The organism is Pseudomonas sp. CCI1.1, assembly GCF_034348165.1.
Classification (GTDB): Bacteria; Pseudomonadota; Gammaproteobacteria; order Pseudomonadales; family Pseudomonadaceae; genus Aquipseudomonas; species Aquipseudomonas paracarnis.
In genome coordinates this window covers 130,738-150,483 of sequence record NZ_CP133780.1, presented here as the reverse complement: position 1 = coordinate 150,483, position 19,746 = coordinate 130,738, and the positions used below count along the sequence as shown (strand labels likewise).

Below are 19,746 nucleotides of genomic sequence, written 5' to 3'. Positions count from 1 at the left end.
TATTTCGGACAGAAAAAAGCCCGCTCGATGAGCGGGCTTTCTTTGGCTACCTGGCGTTCAGCGTTCCAGGTGACCGAATATGGCGCAGCGGACGGGACTCGAACCCGCGACCCCCGGCGTGACAGGCCGGTATTCTAACCGACTGAACTACCGCTGCGCGTAACACTGAAGCGAATGGTGGGTGATGACGGGATCGAACCGCCGACCCTCTGCTTGTAAGGCAGATGCTCTCCCAGCTGAGCTAATCACCCTTCGTTTCGGTGTGGCGCGCATTCTACGGAGCGACCCTAAGTCTGGCAAGCACTTTCTTAAATCTTTTTTTTCAGCCCTTCCAATGGCTTAGGCAGGGTTGGCCTGCGGCGTGATCAAGAGAATAATGCCCCCCTTTGTATAGAGGAGAGACTCACCCCATGTGGTTCAAGAACCTGCTTATCTATCGCCTGACCCAAGATCTGCCTGTTGATGCCGAGGCGTTGGAAGCGGCCATGGCCACCAAGCTGGCGCGCCCTTGTGCAAGCCAGGAGTTGACCACTTACGGTTTCGTCGCACCTTTCGGTAAAGGTGAAGATGCTCCCCTGGTTCACGTCAGTGGAGATTTCCTGCTGATCGCCGCCCGCAAGGAAGAACGCATCCTGCCGGGCAGCGTGGTGCGTGATGCACTTAAAGAGAAAGTCGAAGAGATCGAAGCCGAGCAGATGCGCAAGGTCTACAAGAAGGAGCGCGACCAGATAAAGGATGAAATCATCCAGGCCTTCCTGCCGCGTGCCTTTATTCGTCGCTCGTCGACCTTTGCTGCGATCGCGCCGAAACAGGGCCTGATCCTTGTCAATTCGGCCAGCCCAAAGCGCGCCGAAGACCTGCTGTCGACCTTGCGCGAGGTGATCGGCACCCTGCCCGTCCGTCCGCTGACGGTGAAGACTGCACCAACTGCCATCATGACCGACTGGGTCACCACCCAGAAACCGGCCGATGACTTCTTCGTCCTCGACGAATGCGAACTGCGCGACACCCACGAAGACGGCGGCATCGTGCGCTGCAAGCGCCAAGACCTGACCAGCGAAGAGATCCAACTGCACCTGACCACCGGCAAGGTCGTGACCCAACTGTCCCTGGCGTGGCAGGACAAGTTGTCTTTCATGCTCGACGACAAGATGACCGTCAAGCGTCTGAAGTTCGAAGACCTGCTGCAAGACCAGGCGGAACAGGACGGCGGCGATGAAGCCCTGGGCCAACTGGATGCCAGCTTTACCTTGATGATGCTGACTTTCGGCGATTTCCTGCCAGCGTTGGTTGAGGCACTGGGCGGCGAAGAGACGCCACAGGGCATCTAAGCAACACCGATCCAATGTGGGCACGGTCAGTGTGGGAGCTGGCTTGCCTGCGATAAAGGAGTGTCAGCCAGAGGAGTGCCGACTGACACTCCGCTATCGCAGGCAAGCCAGCTCCCACATTTGATTGCATCGACAACTCGGAAATCGAATAAAAAAGGACATCCCCATGCGTGCACTCGCCGCCTTGAGCCGCTTCGTCGGCAATACCTTCGCTTACTGGGTGTTGATATTTGCCGTGCTCGCCTTCCTCGAACCCAGCTGGTTCATCGGCCTGAAAAGCGCCATCGTCCCACTGCTGGGCCTGGTGATGTTCGGCATGGGGTTGACCTTGAAACTGGAAGACTTCGCCGAAGTCGCTCGCCACCCCTGGCGCGTAGCGTTGGGCGTGGTCGCGCATTTCGTGATCATGCCGGGCGTGGCATGGTTGCTGTGCCAGGCGTTCCATTTGCCGGCGGAAATTGCCGTTGGCGTGATCCTGGTCGGCTGTTGCCCAAGTGGCACGTCGTCCAACGTGATGACCTGGCTGGCCCGGGGTGACCTGGCGTTATCGGTGGCGATTGCCGCGGTCACCACCCTCCTCGCTCCGCTGCTCACACCGGCGTTGATCTGGCTGCTGGCCTCGGCCTGGCTGCCCGTATCGTTCATGGAGCTGTTCTGGTCGATCCTGCAAGTGGTGCTGCTGCCGATCGTGCTCGGCGTGGTCGCGCAACGGGTGCTGGGAGAACGGGTTCGTCACGCAGTGGACGTACTGCCGCTGGTGTCGGTGGTCAGCATTGTGATCATCGTCGCGGCCGTGGTTGCCGCAAGCCAGGCGAAGATTGCCGAATCGGGCCTGCTGATCATGGCGGTGGTGATGCTGCACAACAGCTTCGGTTACCTGCTGGGCTACTTCACCGGGCGCCTGTTCAAGTTGCCCTTGGCGCAACGCAAGTCGTTGGCGCTGGAAGTCGGTATGCAGAACTCCGGGCTGGGTGCCGCGCTGGCCAGTGCACACTTTTCGCCGCTGGCGGCAGTACCCAGCGCGTTGTTCAGCGTCTGGCACAATATTTCCGGCGCATTGCTTTCTACCTACTTCCGTCGCATGAGCGAGAAGGAAGACCGCCGCGCATCAGACGCCGCGTAATTTCAGCTCTCCAGAGAACTTCGCGGGGATGACCTCGCGACGCACCAAGCGATTGCCCTACCTATAACGAACGTGGCGCAAGCAAGTGCAGGGCCTTGCTTGCACCTATGCTTCAACACCGCTGAGCGATGTATTAATGCCTTAGTCGAAGTATCTTTGACGTAGAGGCAAATTCAACTCCGCCAGCAGAGCGTTTTCGTTATACGGCCACGGGTTGTAGGTGGAGGCCGAAAAGTTACGACCGAGGAACTGAAAAGGCTGATGACTGGTAGGAAGTCCAACGGCCTGGCGTTCCAGGTTTCTCTCCCAGGCAAAATTCGGATCAGGATGGCCTACAAACGTATAGCCCGGTAGAAAGGTACCCTGACCGCCGTTGACCGCATGACTAAGCTCATGGTAGAGAATCACGGCAGGGGGGCGCCCGTGTCCGGGAGTGATGAAACTTCGCTCATGAATCAGCACGGGATTAGTCGCAGGCGCCCCTCGGACACCGTTTGATATAAAGCCGTACGCGGGGTCATTTTCGAGACGATTGGCGTCTTGAGGCGAGGGAGGGCTATCTGGATCGCGGTGATGGTATGAGCTTCCATCCAATCCCTCTCGAAGGGTTATCGGCGCGGCAAGGGAATCGATTTCTGCCAGCATCCCCTGCCCTGTGGGTGAGCTGCGCAGAAACTCCAGGTTGTCTTCCATGTTTTGGATGAAGTCTTCGCTCCCCTTGATCTTGATGCTGCTACCGTTACTCGAAGCGCCTAAATGACGAACGCTTGCAGGTGAACGCACACCATTAAAATTATCCACCCCGCGTTGCCCATATACGATATCGGATGGGTTATAAGTCGTGACGGTGTCCTGCCCTCGTCCCGTGTATATAACATTGCGGTCACCACCATTAATGATGTCGTCACCGCCCCCGCCATGCAATATATTGCGCCCTCTGCCGCCATAAATTAAATCGTTACCCTGTCCTCCGTCCAAGTAGCTGATTTTTGCATCCGGACCACCGCCCGCACGCAGCTCATCACTCCCCTTGCCACCATATATCACCGTATTGCCAGTACCGCCGGTGATGAAGTCATTGCCATCATTTCCCTCTGCATAGCTATCACCGCTGCCCAGGTTGATGATGTCAGAACCGTCTCCACCAAATACATTCGTCCGGCCTGCCCCGCCATAAAAGATATCGTTACCCGCGCCGAGATTGACAAAGGTTTGCTCACGCCCTCCATAGTCGAGACTGACGCCATCGCGCCCACCCCCGGTATCAATGTAAAGACGCTGTTGATCAGCAGAGTTATTTTGGAAAGGCAGGTGGTACGACTGTCCATTAACGTGTGCAACAAGCCCTCCATCTCTGCCTCTTTCAACATGGACTCTGTCGTCGCCATCACCGGTAGATAACAGAACATGCTCACTTTGCTTTGAAGGGTCATCAGCGTCATTGGCGGAGCCGCGCTCAATGGTGACATTGTCATCTTTATAACGGTTAGTACTGATGCGAGCAGGCTCTTGCCCGGCAAAATTTATTTGTCCTTGCTGACCACGGGCAGCAGCCTTGACTTCCTCTCGACTAGGACCAGACCGGTAGTACGGTTCGCCCTGCGGCGCAGCAGCTTGCCTCGCCTGCCGCTGAGACTCATTATCGCCGCTGGTGTTTTCACCATAGGTAATCGGTCCCGCCTGGGAAGAATTGAACTCTACCGGGGGAGCATCATTTGTGTTGTTAAACATCAGCTGCACATTCGCCGTGTTTGGAGCAGCGCGTGCTTCCTGCCTGGCAGGATCAGCCGCCTGGCGATGACTTTCGTTGTTATTTTCATTTTCGTAAGATCGTGAACCGGGTGATGCTGCAACAGAAGAAGTTTCCATTGTGTACCTCCAATTAACACTCGGGCTTACGAACCTTATGTGGTGTTACGGGTGGAGGCCGTTCCTTGCCATTGGGCGAAAACTTCCTGACTCCTGCGCTAAAACATAGAACTCAACCTGCACACCGGCGATTCCTCCCAAACCCCTCGATTTAAAAATGGGCAGCCATTGACGTCGCATGAGCGAGCACAAAACAGCCGTGCGCTGGAGGCCGCGCCGTAAACTTGATCACCTGATTTAATTTCGGCACTCTAGCGAGCTACGCGAGGACGACCTCGCGACGCTATCAAGCGCTTACCCGGGGACGACCCCACTTTGATAGAAGCGAGGTCATCATGTCCTGGATCATTCTGTTTTTTGCCGGGTTGTTTGAAGTGGGCTGGGCCGTCGGCCTGAAGTACACCGACGGTTTCAGCAAGCCACTGCCAACCGCCCTGACGATTGCTGCCATGGCTGTCAGCTTGGGGTTGCTGGGGCTGGCCATGAAGGAGTTGCCGCTGGGCACCGCCTATGCCATCTGGACCGGCGTGGGCGCCGTGGGCACCGTAATTGCCGGGATTATCCTGTTTGGGGAGTCCATGGCGTTGTTTCGGTTGGCAAGTGTGGCGTTGATTATTTGTGGGTTGATAGGCCTCAAGATCAGCGCCTGAGTCATTGGTCGCTCCCGGCATTGGGAGCGACTTCCTTTAATCAGCGAGCAAAGTACCGCTCACGCAACGAAGTTCCCAGCTCGTCAGCAAGGCCATTCTCAGTGGCCCATGCCGGGTTTGTATTCGTAGGTGGCGTTGAAGGATCGTTGTCGAAGTCGAAAGGTGGCGCATTAGTCGGCTGGCCTACTGCCTGCCGCTCCCTGTTTGACTCAAATTGCGGCCGGTCAGGATCAGCTTGATCAGCCCCTACAAAAGTTTCACCAGCCAATGCGGTGCCATTGACACCGTTATAGGCATGCCCCATCTCGTGAAACAGCGGAATAATGGGCGGCCGCTTATGCTCTTCCACCACAAATGAAGGGTCGAATAGAATCGTTGCGTCATCTGCCGGAGCGCCCGGGATACCGTCATTGATATAACCATGAGCCCAATCATTCGGTGGTTCTTGACGAGGGTCACCCGCGTCGACCCCTTTACGCCCATAGTTATAAAAAGCGCCCTCCCCTTCGGGCTGTTGCACAACCTTGATTCGCTCAGGCGTTTTATCCAATGCACCCAACATTTTCTGTCCCGTTGGAGAACTTTGCAAAAATTCAAGGTCGTCGTTAAAACGCTGCTTGAATTCCTCAGTCCCCTCGACATTAAAGGCCTTACTCCCGACTTCTGTTGGAGACACTATCTTCAACTGCGAACCGAACGTTCGCTTGATACCGTCGCCGTCTTTCGCATAGATAGAATCGACATCCGATACTGAGTTGATCGTGTCAAGCCCTCTACCGCTGTAAAAGATGTTACGCCCCTTCCCACCAATGAGAACATCATCATCCCTGCCACCGTGCATGACGTTATGTCCGGAGCCGCCCTCTAATAGATCATTTCCGCGCCCCCCATCCATGTAACTGCCGCCGCTCCCGCCACGTAGTTTGTCGTTGCCGTTACCCCCATACATGACGCTGTAACCTAGGCCTGCAGTAATGGAGTCATCACCGTCATCACCTTCGGCATAAGCAACCCCTGCGCCCAGCGTCAGCGTATCGTTACCTGCGCCGCCATATACATTGGTCCTGCCCCCGCCGGCTTTGAATCTGTCATTACCATCGCCCAGCTTGACGCTCACCGGCAGCTCAAGATCATCGGCAACAGACACGTCATCGTCTCCGCCATTGGTGTGGATTTCAATCTTTTGACGACTTCTTTCATCCTGATAAAGTGGAATCTCATAGGACTTGCCGTTAATGTCAGCAATCAGCCCTCCATCGTTAGATTTTTTTATATGGACTTTATCGGCTGCATTTCCCGTCGTGATGACCAAATTCTCTTCTTTTGGTGGCCCGAAAAATCCTTTGCCACCTCTAACATTCAGCTCTATCTGTATTCCATCCTCACTGAAAGGCATATTTGGAATGATCTTCACGGGTGCCGACGTCACGCCAGATTTACTTTGAGATTTATCAATACCCGTCAAATAATTTAGCTGGCCCGTAACGGTCCCTTGGGCTGGAGAGTGGTGAAGAGACGGAGAACCAACAGGCATATTCATAGAAAGTCATCCTTAGCATTAATTAGCTGCGATGACTATGTGGCGGGCCTGACGAAACCGTTCCGTCAGCTGAATGACTTTTTACCCTATGCAGTAAGTTTCGAGAATTTTCCGACAGCAACACTCACATTTCTCAGGGCCTTACTTGAAGCATTACAACAGGCCCTGAGCTTGCAGATCATGCGCAATGGTACTGATGACTATTCGAAATACCTAGGCCGTATCGGCAAACCGAATTCCGCCAGCAGCGCATTTTCATTCCTGCGACGCATCGGATTGCCTTGGCTGCCTCTGAAGCTCGTTATCGCCACCATAGGTCACCGGCCCCACCCGGGCAGAGCTGGTCTCTACCCGGGAAGCATCATGCTCATTGCTGTACATAAAGGGCACACTGGCCGTGTTCGGAGCAGCCTGAGCACCCTGCGCTGCAGGGTCAGCCGCCTGTCGATAGCCGGCGTCGTTTTTTTCATCTTCGCTGGAGCGTGAAGCAGTCGATGGTGCAACAGGCGACGTTTCCATCACTAACCTCCGAACATGCATTTGGGATTACGACGGTTAGGTGGTGCTACGGACCGAAAACGTTCCTGAAACCGAGTGGAAACTTACCGACGCCTGTGCAGAAGATACTCATCAAGCACCAGACCAGCGCACAATCCGGATCGTTGATGAGCCTCCATTACCGACGAAAAACTACCTTAAACTTCCGCGTAATTTTCCAACCAATGCGTGCAAAGCATTCGGTGTCACCGTCTCACTTTCCACCGGCTCACCCGCCACCAACACCACCCGCGACCAGATCCGATGGAAAAAGCCCTTGTTCGGATCGCGGCTGAAGAAACTCCCCCACAACCCCTGCAACGCCATCGGGATCACCGGCACCGGCGTCTCCTCCAGGATGCGTGTCACCCCGCCACGAAACTCATTCATCTCGCCATCGGCTGTCAGCTTGCCTTCCGGGAAGATGCACACCAACTCGCCATCCTTGAGGTACTGGGCAATGCGCGCGAACGCCTGTTCGTAGATCTGAATGTCTTCATGGCGCCCCGCAATCGGAATCGCCCCAGCGGTGCGGAAGATAAAATTGAGCACCGGCAAGCGGTAGATCTTGTAGTACATGACAAAGCGAATCGGCCGACGTACTGCACCGCCAATCAACAGCGCATCGACAAACGACACATGGTTGCACACCAGCAACGCCGCGCCTTCATCCGGGATGGCTTGCAGGTTGCGATGCTCCACGCGGTACATGGAATGGCTGAGCAGCCAGATCATGAAGCGCATGGTGAACTCGGGGACGATTTTAAAGATGTAGGTGTTAACCGCGATGTTGAGCAGCGACACCACCAGGAACAACTCGGGGATCGACAGCTTGGCCACGCTCAACAGCAGAATGGACACGATGGCCGAGACCACCATGAACAGTGCATTGAGAATGTTGTTCGCCGCGATCACCCGTGCCCGTTCGTTCTCGGCGGTACGCGACTGGATCAGCGCATACAGCGGCACGATGTAAAAGCCACCGAACACACCCAGGCCGAGGATATCGAGCAGCACCCACCACGCCTGGCCGTAGCTGAGCACCGCGAGCCAATCGTTGGCTTGCACGTTCTGCGGGAAGCCGCCGGAGTGCCACCACAGCAGCAGGCCGAACACGGTCAGGCCAAATGAGCCAAACGGCACCAGGCCGATTTCCACCTTACGCCCGGAGAGTTTTTCGCACAGCATCGAGCCCAGGGCGATGCCCACCGAGAACACCGTGAGGATCAAGGTCACCACGGTTTCGTCGCCGTACAGCCATTCCTTGGCATAGGCCGGGATTTGCGTGAGGTAGATCGCGCCGACAAACCAGAACCATGAGTTGCCGACAATCGAGCGCGACACCGCCGGCGTCTGCCCCAGGCCCATGCGCAACGTCGCCCACGACTGAGTGAAGATATTCCAGTCCAGGCGCAGCTGCGGTGTCGACGCCGCTGCGCGCGGGATGCTGCGGCTGGCCAGGTAGCCCAGCACCGCCACGGCCACAATCGCCACCGCCACCACCGGCGCGTAATGGGTGGAAGACATCATGATCCCGGCACCGATGGTGCCCGCCAAAATTGCCAGGAACGTGCCCATCTCCACCAGGCCGTTGCCGCCCACCAACTCATCGTCGTGCAAGGCCTGGGGCATGATCGAGTACTTCACCGGGCCGAACAGCGCCGAGTGAGTGCCCATTGCAAACAGCGCCAGCAGCATCAGTTCAAGATGATTGGTCAGAAAACCCGTCGCGCCCACCGCCATGATCACGATCTCGCCGATCTTGATCGCGCGGATCAACGCGTCCTTGTTGAATTTCTCGCCAAACTGCCCGGCCAACGCCGAGAACAGGAAGAACGGCAGGATAAACAACAAAGCACACAGGTTGACCCAGATGGAGCGGTCACCCTCGATGGTGAGCTTGTAAAGGATGGCCAGAATCAGCGACTGCTTGAAGATGTTGTCGTTGAACGCGCCCAGCAACTGGGTAATGAAAAACGGCAAGAAGCGCCGCGTGCGCAGCAAGGTAAATTGGGAAGGATGGCTCATCGTCGTCCGTGTTCCTGCGTGGCCTTTATTTATCAGGCCACGACTTTACCTAATCCTGCTTACTTATTCGCTAGCCCGGCAATACAAGGCGAAACAAAAAGCTCGCCTTTATAAGCGCCCTGCACGGTGCGCTTGGCCACGATCAGCCACATCAGCGCCAGCGCAACCACCAGCACACTGCCAAACACGCTGAAAAACGCCAGCTGTAACAGGCTCGCCAATTTAAGCGTGGCCAAGGCGTAAACCCCCAATGGGAAGGTAAAACCCCACCAGCCCAGGTTGAACGGGATACCGGCGCGCAGGTAACGCAGGGTGATCAACACCGCAATCAACATCCACCACAAACCGAAGCCCCACAGGGTAATGCCCGCAATCAGGCCCAGGCCGTGGGCCATTTCACCGACACTGGCCAGGCCATTGGCGGCGAAGATCCCAGGGGCATCCGTACCGAGCAGCAACATGCCCAAGGCACCGGTACCGATCGGGCCCAGGGCCAACCAGCTCGACGCTGCCATATTGGCGTGAGGCAACTTATGCAAGGCCATGCGCAGCATCAGGATGGTCAGAATGCTGAACGCTACCGGCAGGGAAAACGCCCACAGCACGTAGCTGGTCACCAACATCACCAGTTGCGAATGGGCATCGGCCAAGTGCGGCGCGAGCAAGCCACCGCTGGCCGCTGCCACTTCGGCCGCCACCACGGGCAACAGCCAGACGGCGGTCATCTGGTCGATGCTGTGCTCCTGGCGGGTGAACATCATGAACGGGATCAGCACGCCGCAGGCCAGGGACATGGCCACGTCCAGCCACCACAAGGCTTCGGCCAACGGGATCACATCACCGCCCCAGCGCGGCAGGCCGAACAGCAGCAAGCCGTTGAGAATGGTCGCCAGCCCCATGGGGATGGTGCCGAAAAACATCGAGACCGTTGAGTGCCCGAAGATGCGCCGCGCCTCGTGGAAAAACATCACCCAGCGGGCGGCATACAGCACGCTGAACAGCACAAACAGGCCAATGGTGAACAGCCACAGGCCCTCGGCGACGGCATGCAGGCCTGGCAGGCTGACTGGCAGCTGGGCCAAGGCCAGCGCCAGCACACCGGTGCCCATGGTCGCGGCAAACCAGTTCGGGGTGAACTGGCGAATCACTTCCCGGGGACGGGCCAAGTGACTGAAGGGTTTGTAGCGGTGAGTGGTCGAGCAGGTCATGGGTTAATCCTCTTCCTCATTTGAGGTTGGGGCCATGATAGAACCTGATCGAATATCTATATAACGGGTAATATCTCTAACTGTTATCTATTTTACCTATATTAATCGTAATCATGCGCTGGCCCTTGCCTGCGCCGTGTCCCGCCACAACAACCCAACAAGCGCGCCGAGAGACAGCAAGATAAGCACCGCACCGTAGCCGTCCGTGGTCGCGATCAGGCCAAAGACGCGGCTCAGGTTACCCGCCAACAGCGCCGGCACGCAGAACGCCAGGTAGCTCAATACATAGAACGCCGACATCAGGCCCGCCCGCTCATGGGGCAACGCCAGGCCCACGATACTGCGCACACTGCCCATGAAACCGCCGCCGAAGCCCAGGCCTGCGATCACACTGGCGACAAAGAACAGCCACAGGCTGGCGGTGTTTACGGCAACCAGCAGCAACCCCACGCCCACGGCCAGCAGTGCAGCCGACAAGCGCATCACCCTGTCAGCCGCGTGATTGCGCAGGCTGTAGATCATCACCGCGCCGCTCAAGGTCACCACCGCCACCAGCCCGCCGCCGATCAAGTGCGAGGTCGACCCGGTGGCGACGCGCACCAACGACGGCGCCAACGAGGAAAAGAACCCACCCAGCGCCCACACGGCCACATTCAATGGCATCGCCAGCCACAAGGCGCGGCGCGCCTGCGGCGGCACATGCAGGGTTGGCGCCAGGGACTGCAAGGCGCCGGGTATACGACTGACCGTTTCAGGCAGGCGCCATACATAGAGAGCCTGCAACACCATCAAGCCCAGCAGGGTGTAATAGATCAATTGGGTTGGCCATGGCGCGTACTCCACCAGTAACCCGCTGCCCAGGCCACCACTGGCCATGCCGAGCATCGGTGCAAGGCTGTTGAGCATCGGGCCGCGGACGCGGTCGGTATCGAGCAGCGTCGCACTCAATACCGCTGTGGCAGTGCCAGTCGCGAAGCCCTGTAACGCGCGGGCGGCCAGCAGGCAGGCGGTGCTGTCAGCGTGGATAAACAGCAGCATCGCCACACTATTGAGCAGCAGCGCGGCGAAGATCACCGGCTTGCGCCCCAGGTAATCCGAGAGCGACCCCACCGTCAGCAGGGCCGCCAGCAGGCTCACGGCATAGACACCAAAGATGGCCGTGAGCATGGCCGCCGAAAAATGCAGGTGGTCTTGGTACACCTGGTACAAGGGCGTCGGCGCGCTGGAGGCGGCGAGAAAGGTCAGCACCATGATCACTAGAAACGCCAGGCTGGACCGCTGAGAGATGACACTGGACATGGGCACGCTCCGCTAAAGCTAATATTTTGCTTTTGTGCAGTGTGCTATTCGCTGGCGCTTAAAGCAAATTCTTTGTGTTAAGGTCTTGCCCATGGCGATCAAAGAAGGCCTCCGCCCGGGGGGCCGCAGTGCCCGGGTACAAGAATCCGTCCACAGAGCGGTGCGCGAATTGCTGGAAGCCCATGAGCGTTCCAGTGTCACCGTGCCGATGATTGCGGCATGTGCAGGCGTCACGCCGTCGACCATTTACCGGCGCTGGGGCGATCTGTCAGTACTGCTCGCCGACGTCGCCCTGGCCCGAATGCGCCCCGATACCGAACCGGCCAACACCGGCAGCCTGCGTGGCGACCTGCAAGCCTGGGCCGAGCAATACCTGGATGAGATGAGTTCGGACGTAGGCCGCAACATGATGCGCGACGTGCAAAGCAGCCCGACGCCAGGGTATTGCGTGAGCATCCTGAGTGGGCAGTTGCAGGTGATTGTTGACCGCTACCCGCAGGAACAGCCACCGAGCGTTGACCATCTGATCAACCTGCTCGCCGCACCGACGGTGTTTCGTATTCTGTTTTCGGCAGAGCCTTTGGCGGTAGAAGAACTGCATGCCCTGATCGAGCTGGCACTGAAGGCTTAAAGCCCTGCACAGAGCAAATGTGGGAGCGGGCTTGCTCGCGAAGGCGTCGTGTCAGTCAATGCATCAGCAACTGATCTACCGCATTCGCGAGCAAGCCCGCTCCCACATTTTTTACCGCGTGCCGTCAGCGGCTAGGTACGCATCCCACGTCCGCTCACCAGCAACCGCGCGCAGCCGATATACAAGACGATGGTGGCGACGATCATAAAGGTGATCGCCACACTGATCTTGATATCCGACACGCCCAGAATGCCGTAGCGGAAGGCGTTGACCATGTGCAGCACCGGGTTGGCCAAGGACACCGTCTGCCAGAACGGCGGCAGCAAGGTGATGGAGTAAAACACCCCGCCCAGGTAGGTCAGCGGCGTCAGCACGAAGGTCGGGATAATGGAAATATCATCGAAGTTGCGTGCGAACACGGCGTTGATAAAGCCCAGCAGCGAGAAGATCGTCGCCGTCAGCACGACCACCAGAATGGTGACCCCCAGGTGATGCACCTGCAGGTGGGTAAAGAACAGCGACAGCAGCGTCACGATCACCCCCACCATCAGGCCACGCAACACGCCGCCCAGGGTGTAGCCGATGAGGATGGTGTGCGGTGACACCGGCGAGACCATCAGCTCTTCGATGGAGCGCTGGAACTTGCTGCCAAAGAAACTCGACACCACGTTGCCGTAGGAGTTAGTGATCACCGACATCATGATCAGGCCCGGCACGATGTACTCCATGTAGGTGAAACCACCCATGTCGCCGATTTGCCGGCCGATCAGGTTACCGAAGATCACAAAGTACAGGACCATGGTGATCGCCGGCGGCAGCAGGGTCTGCGGCCAGATCCGGGTAAAGCGCTTCACTTCGCGATAGACAATGGTTTGCAGCGCGACAAGGTTGGGTTGCAGTTCGGAACTCATACCGCCACCTTCGCCAGATTTTTCTCCACCAGGGACACGAACAACTCCTCAAGGCGATTGGTTTTGTTACGCAGGCTCAACACTTCGATGTTCTGAGTCGCCAGCTGGGTGAACAGCGCGGTGATGCCCATGGCCTTATCCACCTGCACCTCCAGGGTGTGGCTGTCCACCAGCCGGCTTGGGTAGCCGAGCAACTGCGGCGCCACCGAGAGATTGTTTTTCAAGTCGAGCAGGAAGGTTTCCACATGCAACTGGCCCAGCAGGTTGCGCATGCTGGTGTTCTCGACAATGGTGCCGTGGTCGATGATGCCGATGTTGCGGCACAACTGCTCAGCCTCCTCCAGGTAGTGGGTGGTGAGGATGATGGTGATGCCCTTCTCGTTCAGTTCGGTGAGGAAGGTCCACATCGAGCGGCGCAGTTCGATGTCCACGCCGGCGGTAGGTTCGTCGAGGATCAACAGGCGCGGCTCATGCACCAGGGCACGGGCGATCATCAGGCGTCGCTTCATGCCACCGGACAGCGAGCGCGAAGGCACGTCACGCTTGTCCCACAGGCCCAGTTGGGTGAGGTACTGCTCGGCGCGTTCCTTGGCGACTTTCGCCGGAATGCCGTAGTAGCCAGCCTGGGTCACGACAATGTCGAAGGTCTTTTCGAACTGGTTGAAATTGAATTCCTGGGGCACCACGCCAATGGAGCGCTTGAGCGCCGCCGGGGATTTGTCCAGGTCATGCCCGAAGATATTCACCGTGCCGCTGGTCTTGTTGACCAGGGTGGAGAGAATACCGATGGTGGTGGATTTGCCGGCACCGTTGGGGCCCAGCAAGGCGAAGAAGTCACCTTCGGCAACGTCCAGATCGATACCACTCAGGGCCTGGAAACCGTTGCCGTAGGTTTTGGTTAGCTGCCGGATGGACAGAGCGGAACTCATATCGGAATACGCACCAAAGAAGGGAATAGAAAGAATAGATGAGGGCACACCGCAGGTAGTTCAACCGGCGATGCAATGCGGGCATGGTGCTTGCCCATGCCGCACAAGTACAGTCACCCGTATTAATAGTGTGTATTAAGTCAACGCGGTCATCACCGCCTTGCGGTAGGCCGGGCGCTGTTGCAAGCGCTGGTACCAGGCCTCCAGATTCGGCATTGCCGGGCGTTCGATGGGCATCTCGAACCAGGCGTAGATGAAGCAGCCCAAGGGAATATCGCCCATGCCGAACGCCTGGCCGGACAGGTAGGGTTGCTCGGCGAGGGCTTGTTCGACGGTTTTGAGCGCGTCGATACAGGCTTGGCGCCCGGCATTGATGCTGTCCCAGTTTTGCTGGTCAGCCGGGGTGCGCACGATGCCCCAGAACACCGCCTTGAACGGGTCGGCGAGCGTGGAAGTGGTCCAGTCCATCCACTTTTCGGCGTTGGCCCGGGCTTGCAAGTCGCTGGGGTAAAAGTCCGATGCCTGCTTGGCGCACAGGTAACGCACGATGGTGTTGGACTCCCACAGCACAAAGTCGCCATCTTCGATCACCGGCACCCGGCCATTGGGGTTCATGGCCCGGTATTGGGGGGTATCGACCACACCAAAAGCCCCGCCCGCATCAATTGCTTCATAGTCCAGGCCGAGTTCCTCGGCGCACCACAGTGCTTTCCTGACGTTTGATGAATTTTTACGACCCCAGATCTTCAGCATGACCGCGCCTTATTGTGGATGAACTTGGCTGGATGAAGGCAGCAGCATACGCCGGTTCAGCCGCGGCTTAAATCGCTCTGCATATCGCCGAGCAGGGTGGGCGCATCGTCGGCAAACAGGTGCGGGTAGCACTGACGGATATGCCCGAAGAAAAATGCTTCAGGCACGTCAGCAAATTGCCCGTGGTCCACCACGTACTCCATCGAACGCTGACCCTGGCGATTGAACGCGTGGAACACGCTGTCGTGCAGGCCATCGAATTCCAGCGGCGGCACGTCGAACACCTCGCACAATTGCTGGTTGAACGCCGGAGTGGCCTTGACCCAGCGGCCGTTCAGGTAAAGCTCGGTATAACCGTGCATGGCGAACACGTCACTCTTGAGCAGCGCGAGCAGCCGCGGTGTGGACAGGTGGTTGCGCACGTCCGCCAGGCCAATGCGTGCGGGAATGCCGCAGTGGCGCGCGCAAGCGGCGAGCAACGTAGCTTTGGGCACACAGTAGCTTTCGCCGGCCGCCAGGGCGAAGCTGGCGCTCAAGGTGTTGGGGTCACGGCTGAAGGTATAGGGGTTGTAGCGAATGGCCTCACGCACCGCGTAGTAAAGACTGACTGCCTGGTCACTTAAATCCGGGCGGGTTCCGCGATGTTTCTCGGCGAACTCCACCACCACAGGGTGGTCACTATCGATGAAGCGGCTGGGACTCAAGTACGTATTCATGAGCTTGATCTCCGAGGGGAGCCTGGAGTTTAACCACCAGGCCTGCCAGAGAGATAACGACGATTCGGCCAAATGCCGGCGCCGGCTGATGGGTTGCCCAGTACACCTTGTTACACCCTGATCACCCGGCTTGTTCGGATGCCGACTAAGCTCCCTGGTGGTTTCGCCCCTGGTTCACGGAGGATTGAATATGCTGTTGTTGTGGATACTGGTGCTGGTGGTCGGCATTGCCTACCTGGCACACCGCCGTACTGCCCCCCTGCCCGCCCTGGGCGTGGTCGCCGTCTACCTGCTGGCGATGGGCGCCTGGAGCCACGCACCGGGTTGGCTGCTGCTGATCTTCTGGGTGCTCCTGGCCGTGGTGGCCGCGCCTTTGTTGCTGCCCGACCTGCGCCGCCAATACTTCACCAAGCCGCTGTTCAGCTGGTTCCAGAAAGTGCTGCCGCCGATGTCCGAGACCGAGCGCGATGCGATCGATGCCGGTACCGTATGGTGGGATGGCGAACTGTTCAGTGGCCGCCCCGACTGGGACAAATTGCTGGCCTACCCCAAGGCGCAATTGACCGAGGAAGAGCAGGCGTTCATCGACGGCCCCACCGAAGAACTCTGCGCCATGGTCAGCGACTGGGAAATCGGCCAGGCCATGGACCTGCCGCCGCAAGCCTGGGAACACATCAAGACCCATGGTTTCTTCGCCCTGATCATTCCCAAGGAGTACGGTGGCAAGGGCTTCTCCGCCTATGCCCACTCCCAGGTTGCCATGAAGCTCGCGACCCGCAGCGGTGACCTGGCCTCCACCGTGATGGTCCCCAACTCCCTCGGCCCCGCCGAACTGCTGCTGCACTACGGCACCGACGAACAACGTAACCACTACCTGCCGCGCCTGGCCCGCGGCGACGACATTCCGTGCTTCGCCCTCACCGGCCCGCTGGCCGGCTCCGATGCGGGCGCCATGCCCGACACCGGGGTGATCTGCAAAGGGGAATGGGAAGGCAAGGAAACCCTCGGCCTGCGCCTGAACTGGGAAAAGCGCTACATCACCCTCGGCCCGGTCGCGACCTTGCTCGGTCTGGCCTTCAAGGCTTATGACCCAGACCACCTGCTGGGTGAGGAAGAGGACCTGGGCATCAGCCTCGCGTTGATTCCTACCGACACCCCTGGCGTGGAAATCGGCCGTCGTCACCTGCCGCTTGGCGCCGCCTTCATGAACGGCCCCAACTCCGGCAAGGATGTGTTTATCCCTCTGGAATACCTGATCGGTGGCCAGGAGATGCTCGGCAAGGGCTGGATGATGCTGATGAACTGCCTGTCGGTCGGCCGTTCGATCTCGCTGCCCGCCGTCGGCACTGGCGCTGCCAAGTTCACCAGCCTGGTGACCGGCCAATACGCCCAGGTGCGCGAACAGTTCAACGTACCGCTGTCGGCCTTCGAAGGGATCCAGGAAGCCCTGGCACGCATCGGTGGCAACGCCTGGCTGATGGACAGTGCGCGCATGCTCACCGCCAACGCCGTGGACCTGGGCGAGAAGCCGTCAGTGTTGTCGGCGATCCTCAAGTACCACCTGACCGAGCGTGGCCGTGAGTGCATCAGCCACGCCATGGACGTGCACGGCGGCAAGGGCATCATCATGGGCCCCAACAACTACCTGGGCCGCAACTGGCAGGGCGCACCGATTTTCATCACCGTGGAAGGCGCCAATATCCTCTCGCGTAACCTGATGATCTTCGGCCAGGGCGCCATTCGCTGCCACCCCTTCGTGCTCAAGGAAATGGCCCTGGCCGGCCGCGAAGACCATGACCAGGCGTTGAAGGAATTCGACGGCCTGCTGATGCAACACATCGGCTTTGCCGTCAGCAACGCCGCCAGCACCCTGGTGCTGAACCTGGGCTTCGGGCACTTCGAAAAAGCCCCGGGCAACCGGTTGAGCCAGGGCTACTTCCGTGCCCTGAACCGCCAGGCGGCTGCGTTTGCCCTGCTGGCCGACCTGAGCATGATGTTGCTGGGTGGCGAACTCAAGCGCCGCGAACGCCTGTCCGCCCGCCTGGGTGATGTGCTGAGCCACATGTACCTGGCCTCGGCGGCGCTCAAGCGTTATCACGACCTGGACTCGCCGGACCATCTGGAGCCGCTGTTTGCGTGGGCCATGGAAGAAAGCCTGGGCGAATCGGAACGCGCACTGGATGAGCTGCTGAGCAACTTCCCGAACAAGGTGCTGGGCTGCCTGCTGCGGGTGATCGTGTTCCCATTCGGGCGTCGTCATACCGGCCCGTCCGATGCGCTGGATGCCGAAGTGGCAGCCGTGATCGGCCGCGCCAAGGGCGACCCGACCCTGGAAGAATTGCTGGCCGGCTGTTATCGCCCGCAATCAGCAGAAGATCCCGTGGGCGCCCTGCAACATGCCTACGACCTGCTCGGTGCCAGCCACCCCTTGCAGAAAAAACTCCACAGCGCGCTCAAAAGCGGCCAGGTCAAGCCGGCTGCCGGCGAGCATGCCATCGACGCGGCCCTGCAGGCCGGCGTGCTGCAACCGGCCGAGGCGCAAACCCTGCGCGATGCCGAGGCGGCGCGACGCAAGGTGATCGACGTGGATGATTTCAGCAAGGAAGAGCTGATGCAGGCAGAAGGTAAAGTCCGCTGAGTCGAGCGGTCATATAAAAACGGGCGCGAGAGGCTTATACTCTCGCGCCCGTTTTTGCTTTAGAGGCCTTATCTCGTGTCCAACGTCGTTGCCGATCATCTCGTCTTGCTCGACCACTTGCGCAGCATCCTGGTTGCCGTCGGCGAAGCCGAACAGGTACCCGAGGAAAGCCACTCGCTGTTCCTGGAGCGTTTCGACGAACTGCGCGCCCTGTTGCCAATCGACCCGATCGAAAGCCAGTACCTGGGCCAGGACCTGATGAGCCAGGTCATCCTGCGCTACCCGCAAATCGCCCACCTGGTGCCCCGCGACCTGCTGTGGTTCTTTGGCGGCGACTGCCTGCACTTCATGCCCGACGAAGAACTGGACCTGTACCAGGCCCTGGAAGAACGTCGCTATGAAGCCGAACAGAACGACGAACCGTTCGACTGGAACCAGGAAAAACAGCTGCTGGCGATGCCTCAGGACCAGAGCAAACACTGACGACTATGCTCGTTCCTACGCTCTGCGTGGGAACCTATCCTGTGACGCTCTGCGTCACCCGTGCACAGGCATAAAGGCAGGACGCGGAGCGTCCAAGGTGGCATTCCCACGCAGAGCGTGGGAACGAGCAACCGCGCTCCTACCGCCGCCGCAGCGTGGGCTCCTTGGCCATGCACTCCACCAGATAATCGATAAACACCCGCAACTTCGGCGGTAGGTACCGTGTGGGCGAATGCAGCAGCCACGCCTCGCCATGGTACGAGGCAATAAAATCCCACCCCGGCAACACCTGCACCAACTCCCCCGCTTCCAATGCATGCCGCGCGGTGAAATACGGCAAGCTGGCAATCCCGACATGCTGCAACGCCGCCTCCAGCCGCACCCCGGTGTGGTTCGCCGCATACCGGCCGCGTACGCCGACCGTTACCGCCTTGCCAGCCTGGCGAAACTTCCAGCGTGAATCTCCCGGTGTTTCACCCAGATAAATGCAACTGTGCCCAAGCAGATCATGGGGATGGCTCGGTGTACCGTGCTCGGCCAGATATTGCGGCGTCGCGCACAACAAATGTTCGATGGGCAACAGCTGGCGCCCGACCAAGCCTGGCGGTGGGCTGTCGGTGATGCGGATGCTCAAGTCGACGTTGTCGTCGATCAAATCCACATGCCTATCTTCCAGGATCAATTGCACATCCACCTTGGGATAGCGCCGCAAAAATTCCGGCATATGCGGGTGCACCACAAATCGCCCCACCGCCTTGGGCACACTGACCCGCACCAGCCCCTCGGCTTCATGGGTAAATTGCCCACTGATTTCCATCACCGAGCGCGCCGCATTGACCATCTCCTGGCAACGCTTGAACACCTCCTCGCCGCCCTCGCTCAGGCGCAGCTTGCGCGTGGTGCGTTGCAGCAGGCGCGTGGCCAGGGCTTGTTCCAGGCGCGAGATGCTGCGGCTCACCGCCGAAGGTGAAACGCTGAGTTGCCGCGCCGCTTCGGAGAAGCTGCCGGTTTCCACGACCTTGACGAAAATCGCCATTTCACCCAATAACGGTAAAGGAAGATTGATGCTCATGACGCACAGGTCCATTGATAATTGAGCG

The 19,746-nt window shown here is 58.8% G+C and carries 17 protein-coding genes and 2 tRNA genes; 7 read left to right on the top strand and 12 right to left on the bottom strand.

Going from position 1 to position 19,746, the window contains the following annotated elements:
- Positions 1–80 precede the first annotated feature (80 nt).
- A tRNA-Asp gene (locus tag RHM69_RS00705) sits at positions 81–157 on the bottom strand.
- A gap of 18 nt (positions 158–175) precedes the next feature.
- Positions 176–251: transfer RNA gene (locus tag RHM69_RS00700), tRNA-Val, on the bottom strand.
- Positions 252–410: 159 nt separating this feature from the next.
- Here RHM69_RS00700 and rdgC point away from each other — a divergent pair.
- On the top strand, positions 411–1,331 hold the full coding sequence (gene rdgC / locus RHM69_RS00695) for a recombination-associated protein RdgC (protein WP_020301078.1): 921 nt from the start codon (positions 411–413) through the stop codon (positions 1,329–1,331).
- A gap of 166 nt (positions 1,332–1,497) precedes the next feature.
- Positions 1,498–2,454 (top strand): bile acid:sodium symporter family protein, encoded by a 957-nt coding sequence (locus RHM69_RS00690; RefSeq protein ID WP_102666700.1) that lies wholly within the window; start codon positions 1,498–1,500, stop codon positions 2,452–2,454.
- Positions 2,455–2,595: 141 nt separating this feature from the next.
- Here RHM69_RS00690 and RHM69_RS00685 read toward each other — a convergent pair whose 3' ends face one another.
- Positions 2,596–4,323 carry a M91 family zinc metallopeptidase gene (locus tag RHM69_RS00685; RefSeq protein ID WP_060767837.1) on the bottom strand — a complete coding sequence of 576 codons (1,728 nt, stop codon included), beginning with the start codon at positions 4,321–4,323 and terminating at the stop codon, positions 2,596–2,598.
- A gap of 335 nt (positions 4,324–4,658) precedes the next feature.
- Here RHM69_RS00685 and sugE point away from each other — a divergent pair, with 335 nt between their 5' ends.
- Positions 4,659–4,973, top strand: a complete 315-nt coding sequence (sugE, locus tag RHM69_RS00680) for a quaternary ammonium compound efflux SMR transporter SugE (protein WP_003190128.1) — start codon at positions 4,659–4,661, stop codon at positions 4,971–4,973.
- A 40-nt stretch (positions 4,974–5,013) separates the two neighbouring features.
- Here sugE and RHM69_RS00675 read toward each other — a convergent pair whose 3' ends face one another.
- Positions 5,014–6,513 carry a M91 family zinc metallopeptidase gene (locus tag RHM69_RS00675; RefSeq protein WP_020301081.1) on the bottom strand — a complete coding sequence of 500 codons (1,500 nt, stop codon included), beginning with the start codon at positions 6,511–6,513 and terminating at the stop codon, positions 5,014–5,016.
- A 39-nt stretch (positions 6,514–6,552) separates the two neighbouring features.
- On the opposite strand from RHM69_RS00675, the gene RHM69_RS00670 reads away from it, so the two are divergent.
- Complete coding sequence (locus RHM69_RS00670; protein WP_158245737.1) at positions 6,553–6,999, top strand: hypothetical protein; 447 nt, start codon at positions 6,553–6,555, stop codon at positions 6,997–6,999.
- 204 nt (positions 7,000–7,203) lie between these two features.
- Here RHM69_RS00670 and RHM69_RS00665 read toward each other — a convergent pair whose 3' ends face one another.
- The 3 genes from RHM69_RS00665 to RHM69_RS00655 all read right to left on the bottom strand — a co-directional run bounded on the left by RHM69_RS00665 (position 7,204) and on the right by RHM69_RS00655 (position 11,585).
- Positions 7,204–9,078: an MFS transporter gene (locus RHM69_RS00665; RefSeq protein WP_058410643.1), complete on the bottom strand. Its 1,875-nt coding sequence runs from the start codon at positions 9,076–9,078 to the stop codon at positions 7,204–7,206.
- Positions 9,079–9,137: 59 nt separating this feature from the next.
- Positions 9,138–10,286: a TDT family transporter gene (locus RHM69_RS00660; RefSeq protein ID WP_038449620.1), complete on the bottom strand. Its 1,149-nt coding sequence runs from the start codon at positions 10,284–10,286 to the stop codon at positions 9,138–9,140.
- Positions 10,287–10,397: 111 nt separating this feature from the next.
- The gene (locus tag RHM69_RS00655) at positions 10,398–11,585 is read right to left on the bottom strand and encodes an MFS transporter (RefSeq protein WP_073845297.1); all 1,188 of its coding nucleotides are present in this window, start codon (positions 11,583–11,585) and stop codon (positions 10,398–10,400) included.
- A 91-nt stretch (positions 11,586–11,676) separates the two neighbouring features.
- Here RHM69_RS00655 and RHM69_RS00650 point away from each other — a divergent pair, with 91 nt between their 5' ends.
- Positions 11,677–12,216: a TetR/AcrR family transcriptional regulator gene (locus RHM69_RS00650; RefSeq protein WP_072435554.1), complete on the top strand. Its 540-nt coding sequence runs from the start codon at positions 11,677–11,679 to the stop codon at positions 12,214–12,216.
- Positions 12,217–12,347: 131 nt separating this feature from the next.
- Here the strand turns inward: RHM69_RS00650 and RHM69_RS00645 are convergent, their stop codons facing one another.
- The 4 genes from RHM69_RS00645 to RHM69_RS00630 form a co-directional block, all read right to left on the bottom strand.
- Entirely contained in the window at positions 12,348–13,127 is a 780-nt protein-coding gene (locus RHM69_RS00645; RefSeq protein ID WP_003190115.1) for an ABC transporter permease, read from the bottom strand.
- Entirely contained in the window at positions 13,124–14,056 is a 933-nt protein-coding gene (locus RHM69_RS00640) for an ABC transporter ATP-binding protein (protein WP_014717781.1), read from the bottom strand. The genes RHM69_RS00645 and RHM69_RS00640 overlap by 4 nt, the downstream gene beginning before the upstream one ends.
- Before the next feature lie 135 nt (positions 14,057–14,191).
- Positions 14,192–14,809 (bottom strand): glutathione S-transferase family protein, encoded by a 618-nt coding sequence (locus RHM69_RS00635; RefSeq protein ID WP_003190113.1) that lies wholly within the window; start codon positions 14,807–14,809, stop codon positions 14,192–14,194.
- Between the two features lie 56 nt (positions 14,810–14,865).
- On the bottom strand, positions 14,866–15,525 hold the full coding sequence (locus tag RHM69_RS00630) for a transglutaminase-like domain-containing protein (protein ID WP_019817270.1): 660 nt from the start codon (positions 15,523–15,525) through the stop codon (positions 14,866–14,868).
- A 190-nt stretch (positions 15,526–15,715) separates the two neighbouring features.
- Between RHM69_RS00630 and RHM69_RS00625 the strand changes: the two genes are divergently transcribed.
- Positions 15,716–18,163 (top strand): acyl-CoA dehydrogenase, encoded by a 2,448-nt coding sequence (locus RHM69_RS00625; RefSeq protein WP_014717779.1) that lies wholly within the window; start codon positions 15,716–15,718, stop codon positions 18,161–18,163.
- A 75-nt stretch (positions 18,164–18,238) separates the two neighbouring features.
- On the top strand, positions 18,239–18,646 hold the full coding sequence (locus RHM69_RS00620) for a PA2817 family protein (protein ID WP_003190109.1): 408 nt from the start codon (positions 18,239–18,241) through the stop codon (positions 18,644–18,646).
- Between the two features lie 139 nt (positions 18,647–18,785).
- Here RHM69_RS00620 and RHM69_RS00615 read toward each other — a convergent pair whose 3' ends face one another.
- Complete coding sequence (locus RHM69_RS00615) at positions 18,786–19,718, bottom strand: LysR family transcriptional regulator (protein WP_014717778.1); 933 nt, start codon at positions 19,716–19,718, stop codon at positions 18,786–18,788.
- Positions 19,719–19,746: the final 28 nt, after the last annotated feature.

What these genes read in the sequence shown, in the direction of transcription:
- RHM69_RS00690 (WP_102666700.1), top strand. Translation starts at nt 1,498, where the DNA reads ATGCGTGCACTCGCCGCCTTGAGCCGCTTCGTCGGCAATACCTTCGCT.
- RHM69_RS00635 (WP_003190113.1), bottom strand. Translation starts at nt 14,809, where the DNA reads ATGCTGAAGATCTGGGGTCGTAAAAATTCATCAAACGTCAGGAAAGCA.
- RHM69_RS00685 (WP_060767837.1), bottom strand. Translation starts at nt 4,323, where the DNA reads ATGGAAACTTCTTCTGTTGCAGCATCACCCGGTTCACGATCTTACGAA.
- RHM69_RS00625 (WP_014717779.1), top strand. Translation starts at nt 15,716, where the DNA reads ATGCTGTTGTTGTGGATACTGGTGCTGGTGGTCGGCATTGCCTACCTG.
- RHM69_RS00655 (WP_073845297.1), bottom strand. Translation starts at nt 11,585, where the DNA reads ATGTCCAGTGTCATCTCTCAGCGGTCCAGCCTGGCGTTTCTAGTGATC.
- RHM69_RS00675 (WP_020301081.1), bottom strand. Translation starts at nt 6,513, where the DNA reads ATGAATATGCCTGTTGGTTCTCCGTCTCTTCACCACTCTCCAGCCCAA.
- RHM69_RS00630 (WP_019817270.1), bottom strand. Translation starts at nt 15,525, where the DNA reads ATGAATACGTACTTGAGTCCCAGCCGCTTCATCGATAGTGACCACCCT.
- rdgC (WP_020301078.1), top strand. Translation starts at nt 411, where the DNA reads ATGTGGTTCAAGAACCTGCTTATCTATCGCCTGACCCAAGATCTGCCT.
- RHM69_RS00650 (WP_072435554.1), top strand. Translation starts at nt 11,677, where the DNA reads ATGGCGATCAAAGAAGGCCTCCGCCCGGGGGGCCGCAGTGCCCGGGTA.
- sugE (WP_003190128.1), top strand. Translation starts at nt 4,659, where the DNA reads ATGTCCTGGATCATTCTGTTTTTTGCCGGGTTGTTTGAAGTGGGCTGG.
- RHM69_RS00660 (WP_038449620.1), bottom strand. Translation starts at nt 10,286, where the DNA reads ATGACCTGCTCGACCACTCACCGCTACAAACCCTTCAGTCACTTGGCC.
- RHM69_RS00665 (WP_058410643.1), bottom strand. Translation starts at nt 9,078, where the DNA reads ATGAGCCATCCTTCCCAATTTACCTTGCTGCGCACGCGGCGCTTCTTG.
- RHM69_RS00645 (WP_003190115.1), bottom strand. Translation starts at nt 13,127, where the DNA reads ATGAGTTCCGAACTGCAACCCAACCTTGTCGCGCTGCAAACCATTGTC.
- RHM69_RS00615 (WP_014717778.1), bottom strand. Translation starts at nt 19,718, where the DNA reads ATGAGCATCAATCTTCCTTTACCGTTATTGGGTGAAATGGCGATTTTC.
- RHM69_RS00640 (WP_014717781.1), bottom strand. Translation starts at nt 14,056, where the DNA reads ATGAGTTCCGCTCTGTCCATCCGGCAGCTAACCAAAACCTACGGCAAC.